This window comes from Streptomyces sp. NPDC001617, assembly GCF_053596855.1.
Genome location: NZ_JBSFHA010000137.1, coordinates 1 through 20,654 on the forward strand (window position 1 = coordinate 1; position 20,654 = coordinate 20,654).

Annotated in this window: 24 protein-coding genes and 1 pseudogene; 7 read left to right on the forward strand and 18 right to left on the reverse strand. The window is 69.5% G+C overall.

Features of this window, described 5'->3' with window-relative positions; translation table 11 throughout:
* Window positions 1-98 precede the first annotated feature (98 nt).
* A pseudogene (locus ACWC09_RS49975) lies at window positions 99-551 on the reverse strand (hypothetical protein); the annotation flags it as partial.
* On the reverse strand, window positions 548-679 hold the full coding sequence (locus tag ACWC09_RS49980) for a hypothetical protein (RefSeq protein ID WP_450858650.1): 132 nt from the start codon (window positions 677-679) through the stop codon (window positions 548-550). The gene ACWC09_RS49980 and the pseudogene ACWC09_RS49975, both read right to left, overlap by 4 nt.
* Before the next feature lie 175 nt (window positions 680-854).
* Here ACWC09_RS49980 and dapA point away from each other — a divergent pair, with 175 nt between their 5' ends.
* Entirely contained in the window at window positions 855-1,751 is an 897-nt protein-coding gene (dapA, locus tag ACWC09_RS49985; RefSeq protein WP_450858651.1) for a 4-hydroxy-tetrahydrodipicolinate synthase, read from the forward strand.
* Here dapA and ACWC09_RS49990 read toward each other — a convergent pair whose 3' ends face one another.
* From ACWC09_RS49990 to ACWC09_RS50010, 5 genes are all read right to left on the reverse strand, one after another.
* Complete coding sequence (locus tag ACWC09_RS49990; RefSeq protein ID WP_450858652.1) at window positions 1,752-2,975, reverse strand: WD40 repeat domain-containing protein; 1,224 nt, start codon at window positions 2,973-2,975, stop codon at window positions 1,752-1,754.
* Window positions 2,972-3,520, reverse strand: a complete 549-nt coding sequence (locus ACWC09_RS49995) for a SigE family RNA polymerase sigma factor (RefSeq protein ID WP_450858682.1) — start codon at window positions 3,518-3,520, stop codon at window positions 2,972-2,974. Before ACWC09_RS49995 ends, ACWC09_RS49990 begins: the two co-directional genes overlap by 4 nt.
* Window positions 3,521-3,717: 197 nt before the next feature.
* Window positions 3,718-4,707, reverse strand: coding sequence for a 2,3,4,5-tetrahydropyridine-2,6-dicarboxylate N-succinyltransferase (gene dapD / locus ACWC09_RS50000; RefSeq protein ID WP_450858654.1), 990 nt, complete (start codon window positions 4,705-4,707; stop codon window positions 3,718-3,720).
* Window positions 4,708-4,825: 118 nt separating this feature from the next.
* Window positions 4,826-5,362 carry a TetR/AcrR family transcriptional regulator gene (locus tag ACWC09_RS50005; protein WP_450858655.1) on the reverse strand — a complete coding sequence of 179 codons (537 nt, stop codon included), beginning with the start codon at window positions 5,360-5,362 and terminating at the stop codon, window positions 4,826-4,828.
* Complete coding sequence (locus tag ACWC09_RS50010; RefSeq protein ID WP_450858657.1) at window positions 5,362-5,682, reverse strand: DMT family transporter; 321 nt, start codon at window positions 5,680-5,682, stop codon at window positions 5,362-5,364. The genes ACWC09_RS50005 and ACWC09_RS50010 overlap by 1 nt, the downstream gene beginning before the upstream one ends.
* A 234-nt stretch (window positions 5,683-5,916) precedes the next feature.
* Here ACWC09_RS50010 and ACWC09_RS50015 point away from each other — a divergent pair, with 234 nt between their 5' ends.
* Window positions 5,917-6,750 (forward strand): AbfB domain-containing protein, encoded by an 834-nt coding sequence (locus tag ACWC09_RS50015; protein WP_450858659.1) that lies wholly within the window; start codon window positions 5,917-5,919, stop codon window positions 6,748-6,750.
* An 85-nt stretch (window positions 6,751-6,835) separates the two neighbouring features.
* Here ACWC09_RS50015 and ACWC09_RS50020 read toward each other — a convergent pair whose 3' ends face one another.
* The 8 genes from ACWC09_RS50020 to ACWC09_RS50055 are packed head-to-tail and all read right to left on the reverse strand — an operon-like array spanning window position 6,836 to window position 13,456.
* Window positions 6,836-7,168 carry a metal-sulfur cluster assembly factor gene (locus ACWC09_RS50020; protein WP_037743875.1) on the reverse strand — a complete coding sequence of 111 codons (333 nt, stop codon included), beginning with the start codon at window positions 7,166-7,168 and terminating at the stop codon, window positions 6,836-6,838.
* On the reverse strand, window positions 7,165-7,632 hold the full coding sequence (gene sufU / locus ACWC09_RS50025; protein ID WP_450858661.1) for a Fe-S cluster assembly sulfur transfer protein SufU: 468 nt from the start codon (window positions 7,630-7,632) through the stop codon (window positions 7,165-7,167). The genes ACWC09_RS50020 and sufU overlap by 4 nt, the downstream gene beginning before the upstream one ends.
* Window positions 7,633-7,650: 18 nt before the next feature.
* Window positions 7,651-8,907, reverse strand: a complete 1,257-nt coding sequence (locus ACWC09_RS50030) for a cysteine desulfurase (RefSeq protein WP_450858663.1) — start codon at window positions 8,905-8,907, stop codon at window positions 7,651-7,653.
* On the reverse strand, window positions 8,904-9,695 hold the full coding sequence (gene sufC / locus ACWC09_RS50035; protein ID WP_450858665.1) for a Fe-S cluster assembly ATPase SufC: 792 nt from the start codon (window positions 9,693-9,695) through the stop codon (window positions 8,904-8,906). Before sufC ends, ACWC09_RS50030 begins: the two co-directional genes overlap by 4 nt.
* Window positions 9,696-9,702: 7 nt before the next feature.
* Entirely contained in the window at window positions 9,703-10,023 is a 321-nt protein-coding gene (locus tag ACWC09_RS50040; RefSeq protein WP_450858666.1) for a non-heme iron oxygenase ferredoxin subunit, read from the reverse strand.
* The gene (gene sufD, locus ACWC09_RS50045) at window positions 10,023-11,240 is read right to left on the reverse strand and encodes a Fe-S cluster assembly protein SufD (protein ID WP_450858668.1); all 1,218 of its coding nucleotides are present in this window, start codon (window positions 11,238-11,240) and stop codon (window positions 10,023-10,025) included. Before sufD ends, ACWC09_RS50040 begins: the two co-directional genes overlap by 1 nt.
* A gap of 60 nt (window positions 11,241-11,300) precedes the next feature.
* Entirely contained in the window at window positions 11,301-12,725 is a 1,425-nt protein-coding gene (gene sufB / locus ACWC09_RS50050; RefSeq protein WP_450858670.1) for a Fe-S cluster assembly protein SufB, read from the reverse strand.
* Window positions 12,722-13,456, reverse strand: a complete 735-nt coding sequence (locus ACWC09_RS50055; protein ID WP_450858671.1) for a helix-turn-helix transcriptional regulator — start codon at window positions 13,454-13,456, stop codon at window positions 12,722-12,724. The genes sufB and ACWC09_RS50055 overlap by 4 nt, the downstream gene beginning before the upstream one ends.
* Before the next feature lie 161 nt (window positions 13,457-13,617).
* On the opposite strand from ACWC09_RS50055, the gene ACWC09_RS50060 reads away from it, so the two are divergent.
* From ACWC09_RS50060 to ACWC09_RS50075, 4 genes are read left to right on the forward strand one after another with little or no spacing between them, the layout of a single operon-like run.
* A complete protein-coding gene (locus ACWC09_RS50060) occupies window positions 13,618-14,469 on the forward strand; it encodes an aminoglycoside N(3)-acetyltransferase (protein WP_450858672.1) in 852 nt (283 codons plus the stop codon).
* A gap of 10 nt (window positions 14,470-14,479) precedes the next feature.
* Window positions 14,480-15,403, forward strand: a complete 924-nt coding sequence (locus tag ACWC09_RS50065) for an ABC transporter ATP-binding protein (protein ID WP_450858673.1) — start codon at window positions 14,480-14,482, stop codon at window positions 15,401-15,403.
* Window positions 15,400-16,173, forward strand: a complete 774-nt coding sequence (locus ACWC09_RS50070) for an ABC transporter permease (RefSeq protein ID WP_450858674.1) — start codon at window positions 15,400-15,402, stop codon at window positions 16,171-16,173. The genes ACWC09_RS50065 and ACWC09_RS50070 overlap by 4 nt, the downstream gene beginning before the upstream one ends.
* A gap of 60 nt (window positions 16,174-16,233) precedes the next feature.
* On the forward strand, window positions 16,234-17,253 hold the full coding sequence (locus tag ACWC09_RS50075) for a COX15/CtaA family protein (RefSeq protein WP_450858684.1): 1,020 nt from the start codon (window positions 16,234-16,236) through the stop codon (window positions 17,251-17,253).
* A 260-nt stretch (window positions 17,254-17,513) separates the two neighbouring features.
* Here the strand turns inward: ACWC09_RS50075 and ACWC09_RS50080 are convergent, their stop codons facing one another.
* The 3 genes from ACWC09_RS50080 to ACWC09_RS50090 form a co-directional block, all read right to left on the reverse strand.
* Window positions 17,514-18,620, reverse strand: a complete 1,107-nt coding sequence (locus ACWC09_RS50080; RefSeq protein ID WP_450858675.1) for an amidohydrolase family protein — start codon at window positions 18,618-18,620, stop codon at window positions 17,514-17,516.
* 103 nt (window positions 18,621-18,723) lie between these two features.
* Complete coding sequence (locus ACWC09_RS50085) at window positions 18,724-19,056, reverse strand: hypothetical protein (RefSeq protein ID WP_450858677.1); 333 nt, start codon at window positions 19,054-19,056, stop codon at window positions 18,724-18,726.
* Window positions 19,057-19,127: 71 nt separating this feature from the next.
* Window positions 19,128-20,081 (reverse strand): heme o synthase, encoded by a 954-nt coding sequence (locus ACWC09_RS50090; RefSeq protein ID WP_450858679.1) that lies wholly within the window; start codon window positions 20,079-20,081, stop codon window positions 19,128-19,130.
* A gap of 391 nt (window positions 20,082-20,472) precedes the next feature.
* Between ACWC09_RS50090 and ACWC09_RS50095 the strand changes: the two genes are divergently transcribed.
* Window positions 20,473-20,654: hypothetical protein (locus tag ACWC09_RS50095; RefSeq protein ID WP_450858680.1), on the forward strand; the 182-nt coding region annotated here is incomplete at its 3' end.

Sequence of the window (20,654 nt, forward strand, 5' to 3'; positions counted from 1 at the left end):
GACGGCCCGCGCCGACAACTGGCTGTCCCAGGGCCCCTGGACGGTCGTCGACAAGCCCAAACCCGCACCCGGCGGCGACATCCACGACTACCTCATCATCCCGCGCACGCGGGTGCCAGCGCCCGCCAGCCGGGGCGGCCCCAGCCCGCGTCGGCCAGTGCCACGGCGACGGCACCGCAGTCGCAGGGGCCGACCGTGGCCGTACGCACCCGCTGGCGGGCGTAGCGGAAGCCGCGCTCGAAGCGGATGTAGCGGCCCAGGACCGAGACCTCGAGCAGCAGGGCGGCCCGGTGCTCGGCCGTGCTCAGCAGCGCCTCGGCCGTCGTCCGGTCGTGCACGCAGTGGAAGCCGCAGTCGCAGCGGCGGTGCGGTGCACGGTGGCGCAGGCCGTACACGCAGGACGCGTCGGCCACGACTCCGTACGGCAGCGCGCCGCCGAGCGACACACCCGTGAACCCGGCCCGGGTACCGTCCTGGGACAGCACCGGGTGGGCGATCTTGTATCCGGTCGGCGGCTCCGTCGGGCGTTCCTCCGGAAGCCGCAGTCTCATCGGGTCGCCGGGACCTCTTCGGGGACCTGCAGTTCTTCCGTGATCTCCTCGGGGAGTTCGAGCTCTTCCTCGTGGACCTGCGGCTGCTCTTCCGCGACTCCCGTGGCCAGTGCCTTGCCGAGCTTCATGACGCCTCCATGGGCCGATGGCGGTGACCGTCTTGACCATGGTGACCCATGAAGGGCCGAATTGGACATAGGGCCTCCGACCGGGGGGCCTTTCACAAAACTCGTAGTAATTCTTATCAATATCCCGTAGAAGAATTAAGTGGAGCTTCACGATCGAACTGTCGAGACTGACTCCATGACGACTCACGCCCCCTTCGGCCGCGCCCTCTGCGCGATGATCACCCCCTTCGCCGCGGACGGCGGGCTCGATCTCGACGGCGCGCAGCGGCTCGCCGACCATCTCGTCTCGCGGGGCTGCGACGGCCTGGTGCTGTCCGGCACGACGGGCGAGTCGCCGACCACGACGGACGCCGAGAAGGCGGCACTGGTCGAGGCGGTGCGGGAGACGGTGGGCGGCCGGGCGTCGATCATCACCGGCGTCGGGACCTTCGACACCCGGCACACCGTGGAGCTCGCCCTGGAGGCCGAGAAGGCGGGCGCGGACGGCCTGCTGGTGGTCAGCCCGTACTACAGCAGGCCCCCGCAGGACGCCCTGGAGGAGCACTTCCGCACGGTCGCGGACGCTGCCGGACTGCCGGTCGTGCTCTACGACATCCCGGGCCGCACCGGCACCCGTATCGAACCGGAGACGATGATCCGGCTCGCCGGGCATCCCCGGATCGTGGCGGTGAAGGACTGTTCGTACGACTTCCTGGCGGCCCAAAAGGTCATGTCCCGCACGGAGTTGGCGTACTACGCGGGCTGCGACGAGCACAATCTCGCGCTGACCGCGGTGGGCGGCGCCGGCTACATCAGCACGGTCGCGAACGTCGTACCGGACCGGCTCCGCGCCGTTCTGGACGCGTGGGAGGCGGGCGACACCCCCGTGTCCGCCCACCTCCAGCAACGCGCCACGCCGCTCATCGAGTTGATGATGTCGGCAGGCCTGCCCGGCACCGTCACGACCAAGGCACTTCTCAACAAACTCGGCCTGCCCGCGGGTCCGGTGCGGGCCCCGCTGCGGCCCGCCGACCGGAGGACGGTCGACGGCCTGCTGGCGGCCTACGAGGAGCTCACCGCCGCCGGCGACTGATCAGCGGCGGGCGAAGACGGGCTGCCATGCCTGCCCCTCGTCGTATTCCTCCTCACGGACTCCGCTGAGCGGTACGACCTTCTCGCTGCCGATGGTCACCACCACGAGCCGACCCCGGTACGGCTCGTCCAGACCGGTCACCCGCTCCCAGGCGATGAGCCGCCTGTCGTCGGCCCAGGCGAGCAGCTCGGCTCCGCGGACCCTGGTGATCTCCTTGCCGGTGCGGGGATCACGGATCGAGGAGTACGACCTGCCGGGCGAGCCGTTGACCTCCTTCGTCAGGCCCAGGGCGGCGAGGCGACCGCTCGGGGACAGCCGCGCCCCGACGTCCGCCCGCAGGTACTTCTCGTTCGCGGGGGCGGCGATCTTGCCGCCGTCGAGGTCGTAGAACTGCTCCGTCCCGTCCCGGCTGCTGACGACCTGCGAGTACACCTGGTCGCCGGTGCGGCTGAAGGCGAAGTCCTCGCGGGAGCGGGTGTCGCGGTCGGAGGCGACCCCGGTCCAGGCGCCCTTGCCGGAGACCACGTCGAAGTCGTAGAAGCCGGTCCGGGTGGACTTGGCGAACGCGGGTCCCCATACCCAGCCACCCTTGACGTTGTGGGTCTTGGTCCGCACGTCGGGGTTCTCGTCGTACGTCGTCGCCAGCAGCCGGGTCCCGTCGTACGAGAAGGCGAGTGCGCCGATCCCGTGCTCGACCTGGATCCACCGCTCGACCTTCCCGGTCGCGAGGTCGAGCAGGCCGATCCGGCGGACGGGCAGGTCCTGCTCCAGTACAGCGGCGGTCTTCAGCCCCGGGGCGACGGCGACGAAGCTCCACCGGGCGTCCTTCTCGTAGGTGCCGGTCCTCGGGTCGAGCAGCCAGTACGTCCGTACGCCGATGGCCTGCTCGTCCGACTGCGGCACGGTCCGCACGGTGTAGTAGGCGGCGAGCGCGCTCTGCCCGGCTCCGATCAGCTCCCGCGGCGGCGACTGGTCGGGGTGAGCGGTGATCCCGTCCTTCTGCACGACCCCCGACGGACGCACATCGCTCTTCCCGGAGTCCAGCAGCGGCACCGCCACCGCCAGGGCGACCACGGCGGCCGTGGCGGCGGCGACGGAGGCGAGCCGGCGGGTGCGACGGTGCCGGCGCACGGCCAGCACCCGGTCGGCGAACCCCGGCCCTGCCGACGGCTGTTCGGCGGCCAGCTCCCGCAGGGAGTCGCGTACGAGTTCCTCGACGTTCACGGACGCACCTCCACGGGCGAGTGGTCACGGGACGGCAGCCGGTCGCCGGCGTCGGCGGTGAGTTCGGGCGCGAGGGCTCGGAGCCGGGCCAGCGAGCGGTGGGTGGTGGACCGTACGGTGCCGACGGAGCAGCCGAGGATGCGGGCCACGTCGGCCTCGGGCAGGTCCTCGAAGTACCGGAGCACCAGCACGGTGCGCTGGCGCGCGGTGAGCCGGGCGAGCGCGCCGCGCATCAGCAGGCGCAGGTCGGCGTCGGAGGAGGCGTCGGGTCCGGCGCCGGTGTCGGGCGGTTCGGCGACGGTCAGTTCGCGTCTGCGCCACTTCAGCCGCCAGCGGCTGATCTGCTGGCGGTACAGGACCTGCCGTACGTACGCCTCCGGCTCCTCGATCCGCTGCCACCGGCCCGCCGCCTTGATCAGCGCGTTCTGCAGCAGGTCCTCGGCGGCGTGCCGGTCGCCGCCGCTCAGCAGCACCGCCGTCTTCAGCAGCGCGGACGACCGGTGCTCCACGAACTCCCGGAAGCTGTCCTGCGCCTCGGCATCCATCGTCACCTTCGCTCTTCCCCCGGGCGAACGGGTCGTCCGCCCTTGTGCCCCCTGTGACGCGCGCGGGTGCGCGCCGCTATGCCTGCCTCCGGAAGAGATTGTGCGGGAGGGCGAGGAGAACGGTCCTCCGCACATGAACGGGCGCCCTTCCAGGGGCAGTGGGAAGGGCGCCCGTCGAAGCCGTATGGCCGTGTCGCTCAGTTGTGGCTGTGCAGGATCTCGTTCAGACCGCCCCAGACCGCGTTGTTCGGGCGGGCCTCGACCGTGCCGGTGACCGAGTTGCGACGGAAGAGGATGTGGGAGGCACCGGACAGCTCGCGGGCCTTGACGATCTGCCCGTCGGGCATGGTGACACGGGTGCCGGCGGTGACGTACAGGCCGGCCTCGACGACGCACTCGTCGCCGAGCGCGATGCCGACGCCCGCCTCGGCGCCGATCAGGCAGCGCTCGCCGATGGTGATGCGGACGTTGCCGCCGCCGGAGAGCGTGCCCATGGTGGAGGCACCGCCACCGATGTCCGACCCGTCGCCGACCACGACTCCGGCGGAGATACGGCCCTCGACCATCGACGTGCCGAGCGTGCCGGCGTTGAAGTTGACGAACCCCTCGTGCATGACGGTGGTGCCCTCGGCGAGGTGCGCACCGAGCCGCACCCGGTCGGCGTCGGCGATCCGCACGCCCTTGGGGGCGACGTAGTCCGTCATCCGCGGGAACTTGTCGATCGAGGTCACCTGGAGGTGCAGGCCCTCGGCACGGGCGTTGAGCCGCGCCTTCTCGACGTCGTCGACGGCGACCGGGCCGAGTGAGGTCCAGGCGACGTTGGCGAGGAAGCCGAACATGCCGTCCAGGCTCTGGCCGTGCGGCTTGACCAGCCGGTGCGAGAGAAGGTGCAGCCGCAGGTAGACGTCGTGCGCGTCGAGCGGCTTCTCGTCGAGGGAGGAGATGACCGTACGGACGGCGACGACCTCGACACCACGCCGGGCGTCCGGCCCGACCGCCTTGGCCGCGCCCGCACCGAGCAGCTCCACGGCACGCTCGGCGGACAGCCGCTCGGTGCCGGACGGGCCGGGCTCTTCGTCGAGCGCGGGCGCGGGGAACCAGGTGTCGAGAACGGTGCCGTCGGCGGCGATCGTGGCAAGCCCGGCGGCCACGGCGCCGGTGGTACGAGGAGCAGTCGTGTCGGTCATGAGGGCAACCTAACCGGCCGGAGGGCACACAGGCCAACCAGCGGGCACGGTGTCTCAGGTGCCGGGCGTCGGCCGCGGCGCCCGGCCCGGTCCGACAGGGACCCGAGGGGCCGGCGCGTCAGGGAATCATCCGCGCCAGCACCTCGCGCGCGTACGTCTCGTCGTACGGCGTCCCCGTCAGCAGTACCTGCAGACAGATGCCGTCCATCAGGGCGACCAGCGCGTATGCCGTCACCCGGTCGGTGTGCCGCGAGAGCAGGTCGGCGAGCTCCTCGGTCCACGCGGCGGCGACGGGCCGCAGGGCGGGGCGGCGCAGAGCGGCCAGATAGAGCTCGTACTCCAGCTCCACGCCGGTCCGGTCACCGGCCAGCCACTCGCCCATCCAGCCGGCGAGTTCGGCGGCCAGATCGGCGTGCGGGTCCGTCAGACCACCGCGCGTGGCGATGACCTTGGCGAAGCCCTCGTTGGCCTGGCGCAGTGCGGCGACCATCAGCTCGTCGAGGGTCGTGAAGTGGTACGTCGTCGAGCCGAGCGGCACATCGGCCTCGACGGCGACGGTGCGGTGCGTGAGCCCGGCGAGCCCCTTCTCCCCCACCACCCGGATCGCCGCGTCGATGATCCGCTGCCGCCGGTCGGGATCGTAGCGCCGGGCCATCAGTGCGCGCCCCCGAGATTGAGCACCACCACTCCGCCGATGATCAGCGCCATCCCGGCGGCCTTGGCCGCGCTCATGCCCTCGCCGAAGAAGAGCAGCCCGATGGTGGCGATGGCGGCCGTGCCGATGCCGGACCAGATGGCGTAGGCCGCGCCCACGGAGATGGTCTTCAACGTCTGCGCGAGCAGCACGAAGGAGACCACGTATCCGACGACGGTCACCAGCGACGGCACCAGCCTGCTGAACCCGTCACTGAACTTCATGGCGGTCGTCGCACCGACCTCGGCGGCGATGGCCGCGCCGAGCAAGAGGTATCCCATGTGTACCAGCGTACACAACGAATGCGTACGCGAGTACACATCACGAGTACGAAAAGGCCCCGCGAAGGGTGTGTGAAGTCCGGTAGGGAGATTCCCAGGAAGGTTCAGGATTCACGGAAACCGCTCGCTGAAACACCTCCCCGTACACCACCGGCTCCACTAGTGTTTCACCGTTCACTCACCTCACCCTCACACCCCCGGCCGCCGCCCTGGGCGCCGCTGGAGGAACTGCGCATGCCACAAACCACGCCCGAGCCACCTCGCCACGAACCCTGGGAGAACGGCTGGGCCCCCGACACGTCCCGCGCTCCGGGAACCAGAAGACTCTGGCTGGCCGGCGGGCTGGCCATAGCCACGGTCATCACGTGCGTGACGTGGATAGCCGTCATGGACAACGGTTCTGAAGGAGCGTCACAGGCATCGAAGGACCCGTCGCCCGCCTCGACGGTGCCGGGTCTCATCTCCTTCGCCTCCCCCTCCACCAAGAGCGGCTCCGCACCGCCGAGCGGCAGGAGCGGGATGTCGTCGACACAGCCCAGCACCTCCCCAGAGCCCCAGGAGAACGGCTCACCGTCCGCGGCCGAGGGCTCGAAGCCCTCCAAGTCCCCGACACACAAGGCGAGTTCGCCTTCCAAGCCGAAGCCCTCGGCGACCTACCGGTCGCTCCGGTCGGTGAACTACCCCGACCGCTTCTGGCACGTGAGCGGCGACTTCGTGAAACTCGATCCGCTCGGCGGTTCGGAGTCCCGCCAGGACTCGACCTTCAAGCAGGTCAAGGGCCTTGCGGACAGCTCCTGTTACTCCTTCGTCACGCACGACGGCACGTACCTGCGCCACCGCAACTTCCTGCTGCGCGACGAACCGAACGACGGCTCGTACGTGTTCCAGCAGGACGCGACCTTCTGCCCCCGCGCCTCGGCCTACTCGGGCGCGGTCATGCTGGAGTCGGTGAACTATCCGGGCCGGTTCCTGCGCCACCAGAACTTCCAGTTGAAGCTCGATCCGTTCCAGAACAGCTCGCTGTACCTGGCGGACTCGGCGTTCCGGCTGGTGGACGGCGTGGCCTGAACCTGCTGAACACACAGAAGCGGCGGCACCCGTCAGGTGCCGCCGCTTCTCGTTTGCGGGGATCGCGCAGGGATCCACCGGTGTCTCAGACGTTGAACCCCAGCGCCCGCAGCTGCTCCCGCCCGTCGTCCGTGATCTTGTCCGGACCCCACGGCGGCATCCAGACCCAGTTGATGCGCAGCTCGTTGACGAGGCCGTCCGTGGCGGACTTGGCCTGGTCCTCGATGACGTCCGTCAGCGGACAGGCCGCCGAGGTCAGGGTCATGTCGATCGTCGCGATGTTCGCGTCGTCGATGTGGATGCCGTAGATCAGGCCGAGGTTGACGACGTCGATGCCGAGCTCGGGGTCGACGACGTCGTACAGGGCCTCGCGGAGTTCCTCCTCCGAGGCCGGCTTCATCTCAACGGTCTCGCTCATGCCGTCTTCCTTTCGGCGTCGGCGCCACCCAGTGCCTGGGCCGTCGCGTCCTTCCACGCCATCCAGCTGAGGAGGGCGCACTTGACCCGGGCCGGGTACTTGGAGACGCCGGCGAACGCGACCGCGTCCTCCAGCACCTCTTCCATCGCGTCGTCCGGCTCGATCCGGCCCTTGGACTGCATCAGCTCCAGGAAGGTCTCCTGGATCTTCTGGGCCTCGGACAGATCCTTGCCGACCAGCAGGTCGTTCAGCACGGAGGCCGAGGCCTGGCTGATCGAGCAGCCCTGTCCCTCGTACGAGACGTCCTCGATCCTCGTGCCGTCGTACTTCACCCGGAGGGTGATCTCGTCGCCGCACGTCGGGTTCACGTGGTGCACCTCGGCGTCGCCGTCCCGGAGACCACGCCCGTGCGGGTGCTTGTAGTGGTCCAGGATGACTTCCTGGTACATCGAGTCGAGCTTCACGGTCTCAGCTCACGCCCTTCAGCCGAAGAAGTTCCGTACGTGCTCCAGCCCCTCGACCAGAGCGTCGATCTCGGCCGGAGTGGAGTACAGATAGAACGACGCTCGCGTGGTCGCAGGAATTCCGTAGCGCAGGCAGACGGGACGCGCGCAGTGGTGGCCCACGCGGACCGCGATGCCCTGCTCGTCGAGGACCTGGCCCACGTCGTGCGGGTGGATGTCACCGAGCGTGAACGAGATCGCCGCACCCCGGTCCTCGGCCGTCGTCGGGCCGATGATCCTGAGGTCCGGGACCTCCGACAGACGCTTGACCGCGTACTCCGTCAGCGCGTGCTCATGGGCGAGGATCTTGTCCATGCCGATCGAGTTCAGGTAGTCGATCGCCGCGCCGAGGCCGACCGCCTGGGCGATCGGGGGCGTACCCGCCTCGAACTTGTGGGGCGCGGGAGCGTAGGTCGACGAGTGCATCGACACCGTCTCGATCATCTCGCCGCCGCCCAGGAACGGAGGCAGGTCCTCCAGCAGCTCCTGGCGGCCCCAGAGGACGCCGATGCCGGTCGGGCCGCACATCTTGTGGCCGGTGAAGGCCACGAAGTCTGCCTGGAGCGCCTGCACGTCCAGCGGCATGTGCGGGGCGGCCTGGGAGGCGTCGATGCAGACGAGGGCGCCGACTTCCTGCGCGCGCCGGATTATCGTCTCGACCGGGTTGACCGTGCCCAGGATGTTCGACACCAGCACGAAGGAGACGATCTTCGTCTTCTCGGTGATGATCTCGTCGATGTTGGACAGGTCGAGGCGGCCGTCGTCGGTGAGGCCGAACCACTTCAGCTTCGCGCCCGTGCGCTGCGAGAGCAGCTGCCACGGAACGATGTTGGAGTGGTGCTCCATCTCCGTGATGACGATCTCGGTCTCGTGGTCCACCCGGTAGGGCTCGTCGGCCCAACCGAGCATGTTCGCCACGAGGTTGAGCGACTCGGAGGCGTTCTTGGTGAAGATCACCTCGTCGCGGCTCGGCGCGTTGATGAACGACGCGACCTTGTCGCGCGCGCCCTCGTACAGCGCCGTGGCCTCCTCGGCGAGCACATGCACACCGCGGTGGACGTTGGCGTTGTAGCGCTCGTAGTACTCGTTCAGGGCGTCCAGCACCTGGCGCGGCTTCTGCGAGGTCGCCGCGTTGTCCAGGTACACGAGCTTCTGCCCGTCGTGGACCTGGCGGTCCAGGATGGGGAAGTCCTTGCGGATCGCCTCTGTGTCGAGGAGGCCCGGCAGCTGTGTCACGCGACATCCTCCTTTGAGTGACCTCCGGTCACGGGGCCACCCTTCGTGTAAGCCTCGTAGCCCTCGTTCTCCAGCTTGTCCGCGAGCTCGGCGCCGCCGGACTCGACGATGCGACCGCCGGAGAAGACGTGGACGTAGTCGGGCTTGATGTAGCGCAGGATGCGCGTGTAGTGCGTGATCAGCAGGGTGCCGACCTCGCCGGTCTCGCGGACGCGGTTGACGCCCTCGGAGACGATCCGCAGAGCGTCGACGTCGAGGCCGGAGTCCGTCTCGTCGAGGATCGCGATCTTCGGCTTGAGTAGCTCCAGCTGGAGGATCTCGTGGCGCTTCTTCTCACCGCCGGAGAAGCCCTCGTTGACGTTGCGCTCGGCGAAGGACGGGTCCATGTTGAGGCGCTCCATGGCCTCCTTGACCTCCTTCACCCAGGTGCGCAGCTTGGGGGCCTCGCCGCGGATGGCGGTGGCGGAGGTGCGCAGGAAGTTGGAGACCGACACACCCGGGACCTCGACCGGGTACTGCATCGCCAGGAACAGGCCCGCGCGGGCGCGCTCGTCGACGGACATCTCCAGGACGTCCTCGCCGTCGAGCAGCACGGTGCCGCCGGTGATCGTGTACTTCGGGTGGCCCGCGAGGGAGTAGGCGAGCGTCGACTTGCCGGAGCCGTTGGGGCCCATGATGGCGTGCGTCTCGCCCTGCTTCACGGTCAGGTCGACGCCCTTGAGGATCTCCTTCGTGGCGTTGTCGGCCTCGACGGTGACGCGCAGGTCTCGGATTTCAAGCGTTGCCATGGGTGCCTCAGGACTCCTGGTTGAGGGAGACGAGCACGTCGTCCCCTTCGATCTTTACGGGGTATACGGGGACGGGGCGCGTCGCGGGAAGGCCGGACGGCTTGCCGGTGCGGAGGTCGAAGCTGGAGCCGTGCAACCAGCACTCGATCTGGCAGTCCTCCACCTCGCCCTCGGAGAGCGAGACGTTCGCGTGCGAGCAGATGTCGTGGATCGCGAAGACCTCGCCCGCGGTGTGCACGATGGACAGGGGCGTGCCGTCGAGTTCCACCCGCTTCGGGGTGTCCTCCTCCAGCTCACTCAGCCCACAGGCGCGTACGAAGGCCGACATCAGACGGTGGCCTCCAGCTCGGCCTCGATCTTCTCCAGCAGCCGCGCCTCGATGTCGTCGACGCCGATCTGCTGCACCAGCTCGCCGAAGAAGCCGCGGACCACCAGACGACGGGCCTCGTCGGCCGGGATGCCGCGGGCCATCAGGTAGAAGAGCTGCTCGTCGTCGAAGCGGCCGGTGGCACTCGCGTGCCCCGCCCCGACGATCTCGCCGGTCTCGATCTCCAGGTTCGGCACGGAGTCGACCCGGGCGCCGTCGGTCAGAACCAGGTTGCGGTTCATCTCGTACGTGTCCGTGCCCTCGGCCTTGGCCTCGATCAGCACGTCGCCGATCCACACGGCGTGCGCGTCCTGGCCCTGGAGCGCGCCCTTGTAGGCGACGTTCGACTTGCAGTGCGGGGTGTTGTGGTCGACCAGGAGGCGGTGCTCCTGGTGCTGGCCGGCGTCGGTGAAGTACAGCCCGAAGAGCTCGGCCTCGCCACCGGTGCCGGCGTAGGCGACGCGCGGGTGGAGGCGTACGAGGTCGCCGCCGAAGGTGACCACGAACGACTTGAAGGTGGCGTCCCGGCCGATCAGCGCGTTGTGCTGGCCGACGTGGACGGCCTTGTCGTCCCAGTCCTGGACGGAGACGACGGTCAGCTTGGCGCCGTCGCCCAGGACGTAGTCGACGTTGGCGGCGAGCACCGCGTCACCGGTGTGGTCGATGACGACGACGGCCTCGGCGAAGGCTCCCAGCTCGACGACCTGGTGGCCGTAGGCGACCCCGCCCTCGCCGTGCACGGCGATCCGGATCGGCTCGGTGAGGACCGTCTCCTTGGGGACGGTGATCACGCCGGCCTTCTCGAACGCCGAGTACGCCTGGGCGGCGACGCGGTCCACGGGGGTGCCCGCCCTGCCGAGGCGCGCGTCGTCACGGCCGACGGTCTCGACGGTGACGCCCTCGGGGGCCTCGACGGCGACCTTCACGCCCTCGCCGGTCGCGACGGCGGTGCCGTCGTGCAGCCCGCGCAGGCGCTCCAGCGGGGTGAACCGCCACTCCTCCTCGCGGCCGTGCGGGACCGGGAAGTCCGCCACGTCGAAGGAGGGGGGCGCGCTCATGCGCGTGGCGACGGTCGACTCGGCGGCGACCGCGATCGAGCCGGCGGTGGTGGACCCCACCGGTGGGGGTCCCCCCGCTCGAGCGGAGTCGAGAGTGGGGGAGTTCTGGGCCTCAGCCATGGCTGTCGGTCTGCTCTCTTCCTACGTCAAGAAATCTGGCTACTGCTTCGGGAGCCGGTCTTAACCGACCGCGCCTTCCATCTGCAGCTCGATCAGCCGGTTGAGCTCGAGGGCGTACTCCATGGGCAGCTCCTTCGCGATGGGCTCGACGAAGCCGCGCACGATCATGGCCATCGCCTCGAACTCGCTCAGACCACGGCTCATCAGGTAGAAGAGCTGGTCCTCGGAGACCTTGGAGACGGTCGCCTCGTGGCCCATGGACACGTCGTCCTCACGGACGTCCACGTACGGGTACGTGTCGGAGCGGGAGATGGTGTCGACGAGCAGCGCGTCGCACAGCACGTTGGACTTGGAGCCGTGGGCACCTTCGCCGATCTCGACCAGACCGCGGTACGAGGTACGACCGCCACCACGCGCCACTGACTTGGAGACGATGTTGGAGGAGGTGTTCGGCGCCATGTGGACCATCTTGGAGCCGGCGTCCTGGTGCTGCCCCTCGCCCGCGAAGGCGATGGACAGGGTCTCGCCCTTGGCGTGCTCGCCCATCAGGTAGACGGCCGGGTACTTCATCGTCACCTTGGAGCCGATGTTGCCGTCGATCCACTCCATGGTGGCGCCCTCGTAGGCGACGGCGCGCTTGGTGACCAGGTTGTAGACGTTGTTCGACCAGTTCTGGATGGTCGTGTAGCGGCAGCGGGCGTTCTTCTTGACGATGATCTCGACGACCGCGGAGTGCAGCGAGTCCGACTTGTAGATCGGGGCCGTACAACCCTCGACGTAGTGCACATAGGCACCCTCGTCGACGATGATCAGGGTCCGCTCGAACTGGCCCATGTTCTCCGTGTTGATACGGAAGTAGGCCTGGAGCGGGATCTCCACGTGCACGCCCTTCGGCACGTAGATGAAGGAGCCGCCCGACCACACCGCGGTGTTCAGCGACGCGAACTTGTTGTCGCCGACCGGGATGACCGTGCCGAAGTACTCCTTGAAGAGCTCGGGGTGCTCCTTCAGCGCGGTGTCGGTGTCGAGGAAGATGACGCCCTGCTCCTCCAGGTCCTCGCGGATCTGGTGGTAGACGACCTCGGACTCGTACTGGGCCGCGACACCGGCGACCAGGCGCTGCTTCTCCGCCTCCGGGATGCCGAGCTTGTCGTACGTGTTCTTGATGTCCTCGGGCAGGTCCTCCCAGGACTCCGCCTGCTTCTCCGTGGAGCGCACGAAGTACTTGATGTTGTCGAAGTCGATGCCCGACAGGTCGGAACCCCAGTTCGGCATGGGCTTCTTGTCGAACAGGCGCAGGCCCTTGAGACGGAGCTTGGTCATCCACTCCGGCTCGCTCTTCTTCGCGGAGATGTCCCGGACGACGTCCTCGTTGATACCGCGCTTGGCAGAGGCGCCGGCAGCGTCGGAGTCGGCCCAACCGTATTCGTACGTACCCAGGCCTTCGAGCTCAGGATGGGCGGTCTCCTCGATGGGGAGAGTCATGCGGGGTTCCTCCCGGCCGTGCTTGCAGATGCGTTGTGGGAAATCTTGGGGATGAACGTCGTGCAGACGCCGTCACCGTGCGCGATGGTCGCCAGTCGCTGGACGTGCGTTCCGAGCAGCTGGGAGAAGATCTCGGTCTCCGCCTCGCAGAGCTGAGGGAACTCTTCCGCGACATGGGCGACGGGGCAGTGGTGCTGGCACAGCTGCTCGCCGACCGGTGCGCTGCGCGCCGTAGCAGCGTACCCGTCCGCGCTCAGGGCCTTGGCCAGGGCTTCCGTGCGCTCCTCGGGGGCGGCGGCCTCGATCGCCTTGCGGTAGGCGCCGGCCTGCTCGGCGATCCTCGCGCGCGCGAAGGCGACGACCGCCTCGTCCCCGCCGAACCGCTCCGCGATCCAGCGCAGGGCGTCCGCGGCGAGCTTGTCGTACGACTGATCGAAGGCGTCGCGGCCGCAGTCGGTGAGTGCGAAGACCTTCGCGGGACGGCCACGCGTGCGCGCGCCGTACACCCGCTGCTCCCGCGCTTCGACGACATCGTCCGCGACCAGCGCGTCCAGGTGCCGTCGTACGGCCGCGGGGGTGAGCCCCAGGCGCCCGGCCAGCTCGGTGACGGTCGACGGGCCGTGGTCCAGGATCGACCGCGCGACCCGGTTGCGCGTAGAACGCTCACCGGTCGCGTGCTCGTCCTGCTGGGCCCCCATGGGGGTCTCCAGAGCCTCGCCGACGTTTTTCACAACGCCATTGTTGCGTAATTCCTCAGGAGCGGGCAACCCGCGTCCCGACCGGTGGACGGTGCACTGCGTCACTTAGGTCTACCTAATCTGACCTGCGGGAACGATCTTTGATCGATCAAAGCAATGGCGTCCAAGGCCCCCTTCCGGCAGACTCCCCCACCATGCCGACACCCCCTCCGACCGGCCCTCTTGTCACCCGGGACACAGTCGCCGCACAACTGCGCCGACTGGGTGTCGAGACCGGCGAAACGCTCCTCGTGCACTCCTCCCTCAGCAGTCTCGGCTGGGTCAACGGGGGTGCCGTCGCGGTCGTCCAGGGACTGCTCGACGCCCTCGGCCCGGAGGGCACACTCGTCGTCCCGACCCAGACCGGCGACCTCTCGGACCCGGCGCTCTGGTCCAACCCGCCGGTGCCCGAGGAGTGGTGGGACCGGATCCGGGCCACCATGCCCCCGTACGACCCCCTGATCACCCCCACCCGCGGAGTCGGCGTGATCCCGGAGGCCGTACGCACCTGGCCCGGCGCCCTGCGCAGCGCGCACCCGCAGACGTCCTTCGCGGCGCTCGGCCCGCGCGCCGCGGAGATCGTCGACGGCCACGCACCGGACTGCCGGCTGGGCGAGCGCAGCCCGCTGGCCCGGCTGGAGGAACGGGGCGCGCGGGTGCTGCTGCTCGGGGCCGGATACGGCTCGTGCACCAGCTTCCACCTCGCCGAATACCGCATACCCTCGCCGCTCGTCGCGGTCGGCCGCCCCGCGCCCGGCGGCGGCTGGGAGACGGTGACCGAGGTGTCGATCACCTCGGACAGGTTCGACGAGCTGGGGTACGACTTCGAGCGCGACCGTCCCGTCGTACGGGGCACGGTGGGCGCCGCCGACGCACGGCTGTTCCCCGTGGCGGACGCGGTGGCGTACGCGGAGCGGTGGCTGGCACTGCACCGGTCCCGGGCGGAGGAACCACCTCCGAGTGGAGATCCTGCACCCGCCCGTCTGCGGCGCGGACCCCGAACCTAGACTCGGGCCCATGCGAAGTGAGCCCGTGCTCCAGGTTCAGGCCCTGGTGAAGCGGTATGGCACGAAAACCGCCGTGAACGGCCTCGACCTGGTGGCCAAGGCGGGCGTGACCGCCGTCCTCGGCCCGAACGGCGCGGGCAAGACGACCACCGTGGAGACCTGCGAGGGGTATCGCAAGCCGGACTCCGGCACGGTGCGTGTCCTGGGCCTCGACCCGGTGCGCCAGGCGCGTGAGCTGCACCCCCGGATCGGCGTGATGCTCCAGTCCGGCGGCGTCTACTCCGGCGCACGGGCGGACGAGATGCTGCGCCACGTGGCGAAACTCCACGCCGACCCGCTCAACGTGGACGCCCTGATCGAGCGCCTCGGCCTCGGCTCCTGCGGCCGTACGACATACCGCCGCCTCTCCGGCGGCCAGCAGCAGCGACTGGCTCTGGCCATGGCGATCGTCGGGCGCCCGGAGCTGGTGTTCCTCGACGAGCCGACCGCCGGCCTCGACCCGCAGGCCCGCCACGCCACCTGGGACCTCGTCCGCGATCTGCGCACCGACGGCGTCTCGGTCGTCCTCACCACGCACTACATGGAGGAGGCCGAGCAGCTCGCCGACGACGTCGCCATCATCGACGCCGGCCGGGTCATCGCCCAGGGCTCCCCGGAGGAGCTGTGCCGCGGCGGCGCCGAGAACACCCTGCGCTTCGTCGGCCGCCCCGGCCTGGACGTGGGTTCGCTGCTCAAGGCGCTCCCCGCCGACTGCTCCGCGGCCGAGCTGACACCGGGCTCGTACCGGGTCGTCGGCAAGGTCGACCCCCAGCTGCTCGCGACGGTGGCGTCCTGGTGCGCGCAGCACGGCGTGATGCCGGACAGGATCTCGGTGGAACGGCACACCCTCGAAGACGTTTTCCTGGAGCTCACGGGCAAGGAGCTGCGCTCATGACGACGGCCACCGGTACGTACGCACCGAAGCCCGGCGCGGCCCCCCTCCCCCGCATGATCGCGACCCAGGCCGCGCTCGAGACGAAGATGCTCCTGCGCAACGGCGAGCAGCTCCTCCTGACCGTCGTGATCCCGACCCTCCTCCTGCTCCTGTTCAGCTCGGTGGACATCGTCGACACGGGCGCGGGCCAGGCGGTGGACTTCCTCACCCCCGGCATCCTCGCCCTCGCGGTCATGTCCACGGCCTTCACCGGCCAGGCCATCGCCACCGGCTTCGAACGCCGCTACGGCGTCCTGAAGCGACTCGCCTCATCGCCTCTCCCGCGCTGGGGCCTGATGACGGCGAAGACGGCGTCGGTGCTGGTCACGGAGGTCCTCCAGGTCATCCTCCTGACGGTGATCGCCTTCGCCCTCGGCTGGTCCCCGCACGGCAACCCCCTCGCCGTCCTCCTGCTCCTGATCCTGGGCACGGCGGCCTTCTCGGGCCTGGGCCTCCTGATGGCAGGCACCCTGAAGGCGGAGGCGACCCTGGCCGCCGCCAACCTGGTCTTCCTGCTGCTCCTGGTCGGCGGCGGAGTGATCGTGCCCCTGGACAAGTTCCCGCAGGGCGCCCAGGACGTACTGGGCCTGCTGCCGATCTCGGCCCTGTCGGACGGCCTGCGGGACGTGCTGCAGCACGGGGCCGGGATGCCGTGGGGTGACCTGGGGATTCTGGGTGTGTGGGCGGTCGTGGGGCTGGCGGTGGCGGGGACGTTCTTCCGCTGGGAGTGAGCTGGGAGTGAGAGGGCTGTCATGGACCCTCGTGAAAGCGTGCACAAGCGGCGGCCTACGATGGACGGCGTGCCGAAGATGACCCCCGCCGACGCCCTGGCCGCCGTGCGCAACCCCCTCGCCTTCACCGCCGCCCGCTGGACCCCGCAACCCCGGACGGTCCAGCGGTCGGCTCTTTCCGCGCTCGTCATGTCGGTGGTGATCGTGGTCACCGGCGGTGCGGTGCGGCTCACCGGTTCGGGGCTCGGCTGCCCGACCTGGCCGAAGTGCACGGCCGACTCGCTCGCGCCGACCGGTGCGATGAACTTCCACAGCGCCATCGAGTTCGGCAACCGCATGCTGACCTATGTGCTGTGCGCGGCCATCGGCTGGGCGATCGCCGCCGCGCGCTCCGAGAAGCCGTACCGGCGGAGCCTGACCCGGCTCGGCTGGCTGCAGTTCTGGCTGGTCATGAGCAACGCGGTGCTCGGCGGCATCGTGGTGCTGGTCGGCCTCAACCCGTACACGGTCGCGGCCCACTTCCTGCTCGCGTCGGTGCTGATCGCGGTCGCGGCCGTGATGTGGCAGCGCACCCGCGAGGGCGACGGCGCCCCCCGGCCGCTGGTCGGCAAGCCGGTGCAGCAGCTGGTGTGGTTCCTGGTCCTCGCCTCGGTGCTGCTGATCGCGGTCGGCACGGTGGTCACCGGCTCCGGCCCACATGCCGGCGACTCCAGCAAGGTCAAGCGGATGCCGCTGGACTGGGAGACAGTCAGCAAGCTGCACGCCGTACTGGCCTGGATCGTGGTCACACTGACCTTCGCCCTGTGGTTCATCCTCAAGGCGGTCGACGCCCCGCCCGGCCCCCTCGCCCGCACCCGCGACCTCTTCCTGATCCTCCTGTCCCAGGGCGTCATCGGCTACGTCCAGTACTTCACCAACCTCCCCGAGGCCCTGGTCGGCCTGCACATGCTCGGCTCCTGCCTGGTGTGGATCGGGGTGCTCCGGGTGCTGCTCGCGCTGCGGGAGCGGCCGGTGGCGGAGGTGCAGCTGCCGGATCAGGCGTACGCCGCCACGAGTCCGTCGATCGCCGGGCCCAGGTAGCTCCTCGTCAGGGAATTCCTGCGCGCCGTCCACTTGCCGGTGGGCGAACTCTTCGGCGCGGGTCCGCATATTTCAGCCCGTCCGGCGTTTGAGGACGAGGCCGTTCAGGCCGAAGCGGGGGTCTGAGGGCGGCAGCCCCCAGGACGCGGGGTCGACGGGGCGGCAGCCCCTGGGGAGGGGACAGGCAAGGGTGGCGGGGGCGAGAAGCGCTCGGTTCGCCAAGAGAGCCCGGTGACCGGTATCCGCCCGTCCCGCGCGGCTCACTCCAGCCCGTAAACCCGCCGAGCATTCCCGGCCGCCACCATCCCCGCCACCCGCTGCGCGTCCGCCAGCGCCCACGCCCCTTCGGCCACCCAGCCGCCCAGGACCCGTGCGAGCGCCTCCCGGAAGAGGCGCGCCCCCACGACATGCAGCTCCGGCAGCCCATGCGCCCCGCTGGAGAAGAGGATCTTGCCGAAGGGGGCCAGCTCCAGGATCTCGGCGAGAACGGTGGCCGCGCGGGCGCCGGTGCGGACCAGGGCGGCGCCCGAGTCGGCGTAGACGTGCGGAAAGGCGCCGGCCAGATGGGCCGCGTGGCGATGGTACGGGTAGCCGTGGAGGAGGATCAGGTCCGTGCCGAGGCCCGATGTGGCGCGGACGAAGTCCGTCAGGAGGACCGGGTCCGTGCGGTCGATGCGCTGGCCGGGTTCGCCGAGCCCGGCGTGGAGCTGGAGCGGCAGGTTCGAGGCGACGGCGATCCACAGCAGGTGCCGTAGGAGAACGGGGTCGGTCAGCTCGCCGCCCACCCGGCGGCCGGCCAGCCACCGTCCCGCAGCGCCCCGCACCTCCCCCGGCCCCGGCGGCTCGGGCGCCAGCGCCAGGCCGTGCCGTACGCCCGCGACCGAGGTGAAGGCGACGGCGTCGGCCGCCGCGCCGTGCACCGACTCGGCGAGGTTGGCGAGGAAGGACTCGACGGTGCCGGAGGTGTCGGCGACCTGTTCGGCGAGGAGTTCCAGACGGACGATCTCGCGGGCGCCGGCCTCGCCCGCGGAGGCCATCTCGGAGGGGCCGGTCAGGTCACCGGGCAGCCCTGTGTCGACCAGATACGTCGTGATGCCGCTGCCGCGCAACAGCCTGCGGCCCGCTTCCTGTACGCCCAGTTCACGACGGCGGGCGAGATAGCGGGCGGGGGGACAGTGCGGCTCCAGGCCGAGTAACGGTGGGCACCAGCGTCGTAGGGCGAAACCCGTCTGCGTGTCGAAGAGGGTGGTGCCGGGAGCGGGCGGGCCCTCGGTGCGCGCGAGTTGGGCCTCGAAGGTGCCGAGGCCCAGCTCCGTTCTCAGTACGCCGTGGCAGTACTGGTCCACGAGGGACGGCGTTTCGATCATCCGGGCTCCCCGTGTGCTGGACCGTGCGCTGCTACAGGTCCTAACGGATGAACCGGTCACGAGGTGTTGCTACGACACACCCCGTGCGAATCGCCGGGATCGGTCAGCCGTTGGCCGGGCCGCCGACCTGGATGCCCGCCATGCGGGTCCACTCGTACGGCCCCGTCCGCACCTTCGCCGCGAACTCGCCGTCGAAGTCCTCGTGGACCGTGATGCCGGCCTTCTCGACGGCCTTCTCGGCGAGTTCGTACGAGGGGGCCACCAGGTCGCCCCAGCCGCCGTCCTCGCCCACCAGGACGATGCGGGCGCCGCGTTCGCCGATGTACGCCACCTGGCCCTCGGCCCCGCCGTGCGCCTTGGAGAAGGCGTCGATCTGCTTGGCGAGCTTCGCCACCTTGCGCTCGGCCTTGGGGTCAACCTGCTGTGTGTCTGCCATGGCCAGGATGCTACCGACGAGTAGATCGAATGGCGACGGGCGGGGTGAGTGACCCCCGCCTCAGCGCGGGGCTATCGCAGGAAGGGGTCCACCGCGACCGCCACGAAGAGCAGCGACACATAGGTGATCGACCAGTGGAACAGGCGCATCTCCTTGAGCTTCCCGCCCGTCACCTCCGCCTTCGCGCGGTTCTGCAGCGCGTGCGCCTCCCACAGCCACCAGCCGCCCGCCGCCAGGGCCACCAGCGTGTAGAACCAGCCCGTGTAGCCGAGGGGGGTGAGCAGGAGCGAGACGGCCACCATCACCCAGCTGTAGATCACGATCTGCCTGGCGACCGTCTTGTTGGAGGCGATGACCGGCAGCATCGGCACGCCCACGCGCGCGTAGTCCTCCTTGACCTTCATGGACAGCGGCCAGTAGTGCGGCGGCGTCCAGAAGAAGATCACCAGGAAGAGGATGACCGGGGCCCAGGAGAGGGAGTTCGTGACGGCCGACCAGCCGATCAGCACCGGCATACAGCCCGCGATGCCGCCCCACACGATGTTCTGGGAGGTACGGCGCTTGAGGATCATCGTGTAGACGACGACGTAGAAGAGGAGTGCGCCGAGGCTGAGCCAGGCCGACAGCCAGTTGACGGTGAGGCCGAAGAGCAGCGTCGAGAGCACCGCGAGCGTGATGCCGAAGGTGAGGCACTCGCGCGGGCTGACCATGCCGGTGACCAGCGGACGCTGCGAGGTGCGGTCCATCAGCGCGTCGATGTCCCGGTCGATGTACATGTTCAGCGCGTTCGCGCCACCCGCCGAGAGGTAGCCGCCGACGCAGGTGAGCAGCACCAGCGTCAGGTCCGGCACACCCCGCTGGGCGAGGAACATCACCGGAACGGTGGTGATGAGCAGGAGCTCGATGATCCGCGGCTTGGTCAGCGCCACGAACGCCTTGACACGGGCCCCGAACGGCCGGTGACGCGGGCTCTCGCTCGCACCGAGTACACCCGCTGGACGGGATTCGACGGCCGTCACGCACACCCCTACAGAGACATCCCAGCAAGCCTCACCCGTGTGAAGTCCCGGTAAAGGCTCGCGCGTACCACGCCACTGTAGACGTTGCCCATACCCCGATCTTCGCGGGGGTGGGGTCGTGTTGGGAGGGGCCGCCGACCAGCCGCTCGGAGGCCTGCTCATCGGTCGTACAGAAGGTCGTACCGAAGCTCGATTGAGCAGTCAGATGAGCGGCTCCGTATTCAGTTGCCGAATACGAATCACCGCAGTCGGGAAGCGGATCCCCGGTAGTCCCGGCAGTCTGGAATGACTCGAAAAAATGCGCGTTCTCACGGGGGTAGGCTCGACAGCGGCCGGTGGGCGTCCAGTGCGCCGGCATTCGACATGTGTGACATGTGGAGAGGAGCCCTGACTCAGGGTGAGCACCAAGCCGACCACCACAGACCTCGAGTGGACCGAGTTGGACCAGCGGGCCGTGGACACCGCCCGCGTCCTGGCCGCCGACGCCGTACAGAAGGTCGGCAACGGCCATCCGGGTACGGCGATGAGCCTGGCGCCCGCCGCGTACACCCTCTTCCAGAAGGTGATGCGGCATGACCC

Bases quoted from the DNA above. Each gene is read 5' to 3' on its own strand.
- ACWC09_RS50005 (WP_450858655.1), bottom strand. From the start codon at position 5,362: ATGGCCCGGCGCTACGATCCCGACCGGCGGCAGCGGATCATCGACGCG.
- ACWC09_RS50075 (WP_450858684.1), top strand. From the start codon at position 16,234: ATGGACGGCGTGCCGAAGATGACCCCCGCCGACGCCCTGGCCGCCGTG.
- ACWC09_RS50060 (WP_450858672.1), top strand. From the start codon at position 13,618: ATGCCGACACCCCCTCCGACCGGCCCTCTTGTCACCCGGGACACAGTC.
- ACWC09_RS50065 (WP_450858673.1), top strand. From the start codon at position 14,480: ATGCGAAGTGAGCCCGTGCTCCAGGTTCAGGCCCTGGTGAAGCGGTAT.
- ACWC09_RS50040 (WP_450858666.1), bottom strand. From the start codon at position 10,023: ATGTCGGCCTTCGTACGCGCCTGTGGGCTGAGTGAGCTGGAGGAGGAC.
- ACWC09_RS49995 (WP_450858682.1), bottom strand. From the start codon at position 3,520: ATGGATGCCGAGGCGCAGGACAGCTTCCGGGAGTTCGTGGAGCACCGG.
- ACWC09_RS50010 (WP_450858657.1), bottom strand. From the start codon at position 5,682: ATGGGATACCTCTTGCTCGGCGCGGCCATCGCCGCCGAGGTCGGTGCG.
- sufB (WP_450858670.1), bottom strand. From the start codon at position 12,725: ATGACTCTCCCCATCGAGGAGACCGCCCATCCTGAGCTCGAAGGCCTG.
- ACWC09_RS50015 (WP_450858659.1), top strand. From the start codon at position 5,917: ATGCCACAAACCACGCCCGAGCCACCTCGCCACGAACCCTGGGAGAAC.
- ACWC09_RS49980 (WP_450858650.1), bottom strand. From the start codon at position 679: ATGAAGCTCGGCAAGGCACTGGCCACGGGAGTCGCGGAAGAGCAGCCG.
- dapD (WP_450858654.1), bottom strand. From the start codon at position 4,707: ATGACCGACACGACTGCTCCTCGTACCACCGGCGCCGTGGCCGCCGGG.
- ACWC09_RS50020 (WP_037743875.1), bottom strand. From the start codon at position 7,168: ATGAGCGAGACCGTTGAGATGAAGCCGGCCTCGGAGGAGGAACTCCGC.
- ACWC09_RS50080 (WP_450858675.1), bottom strand. From the start codon at position 18,620: ATGATCGAAACGCCGTCCCTCGTGGACCAGTACTGCCACGGCGTACTG.
- ACWC09_RS50070 (WP_450858674.1), top strand. From the start codon at position 15,400: ATGACGACGGCCACCGGTACGTACGCACCGAAGCCCGGCGCGGCCCCC.
- dapA (WP_450858651.1), top strand. From the start codon at position 855: ATGACGACTCACGCCCCCTTCGGCCGCGCCCTCTGCGCGATGATCACC.
- sufD (WP_450858668.1), bottom strand. From the start codon at position 11,240: ATGGCTGAGGCCCAGAACTCCCCCACTCTCGACTCCGCTCGAGCGGGG.
- sufC (WP_450858665.1), bottom strand. From the start codon at position 9,695: ATGGCAACGCTTGAAATCCGAGACCTGCGCGTCACCGTCGAGGCCGAC.
- ACWC09_RS50085 (WP_450858677.1), bottom strand. From the start codon at position 19,056: ATGGCAGACACACAGCAGGTTGACCCCAAGGCCGAGCGCAAGGTGGCG.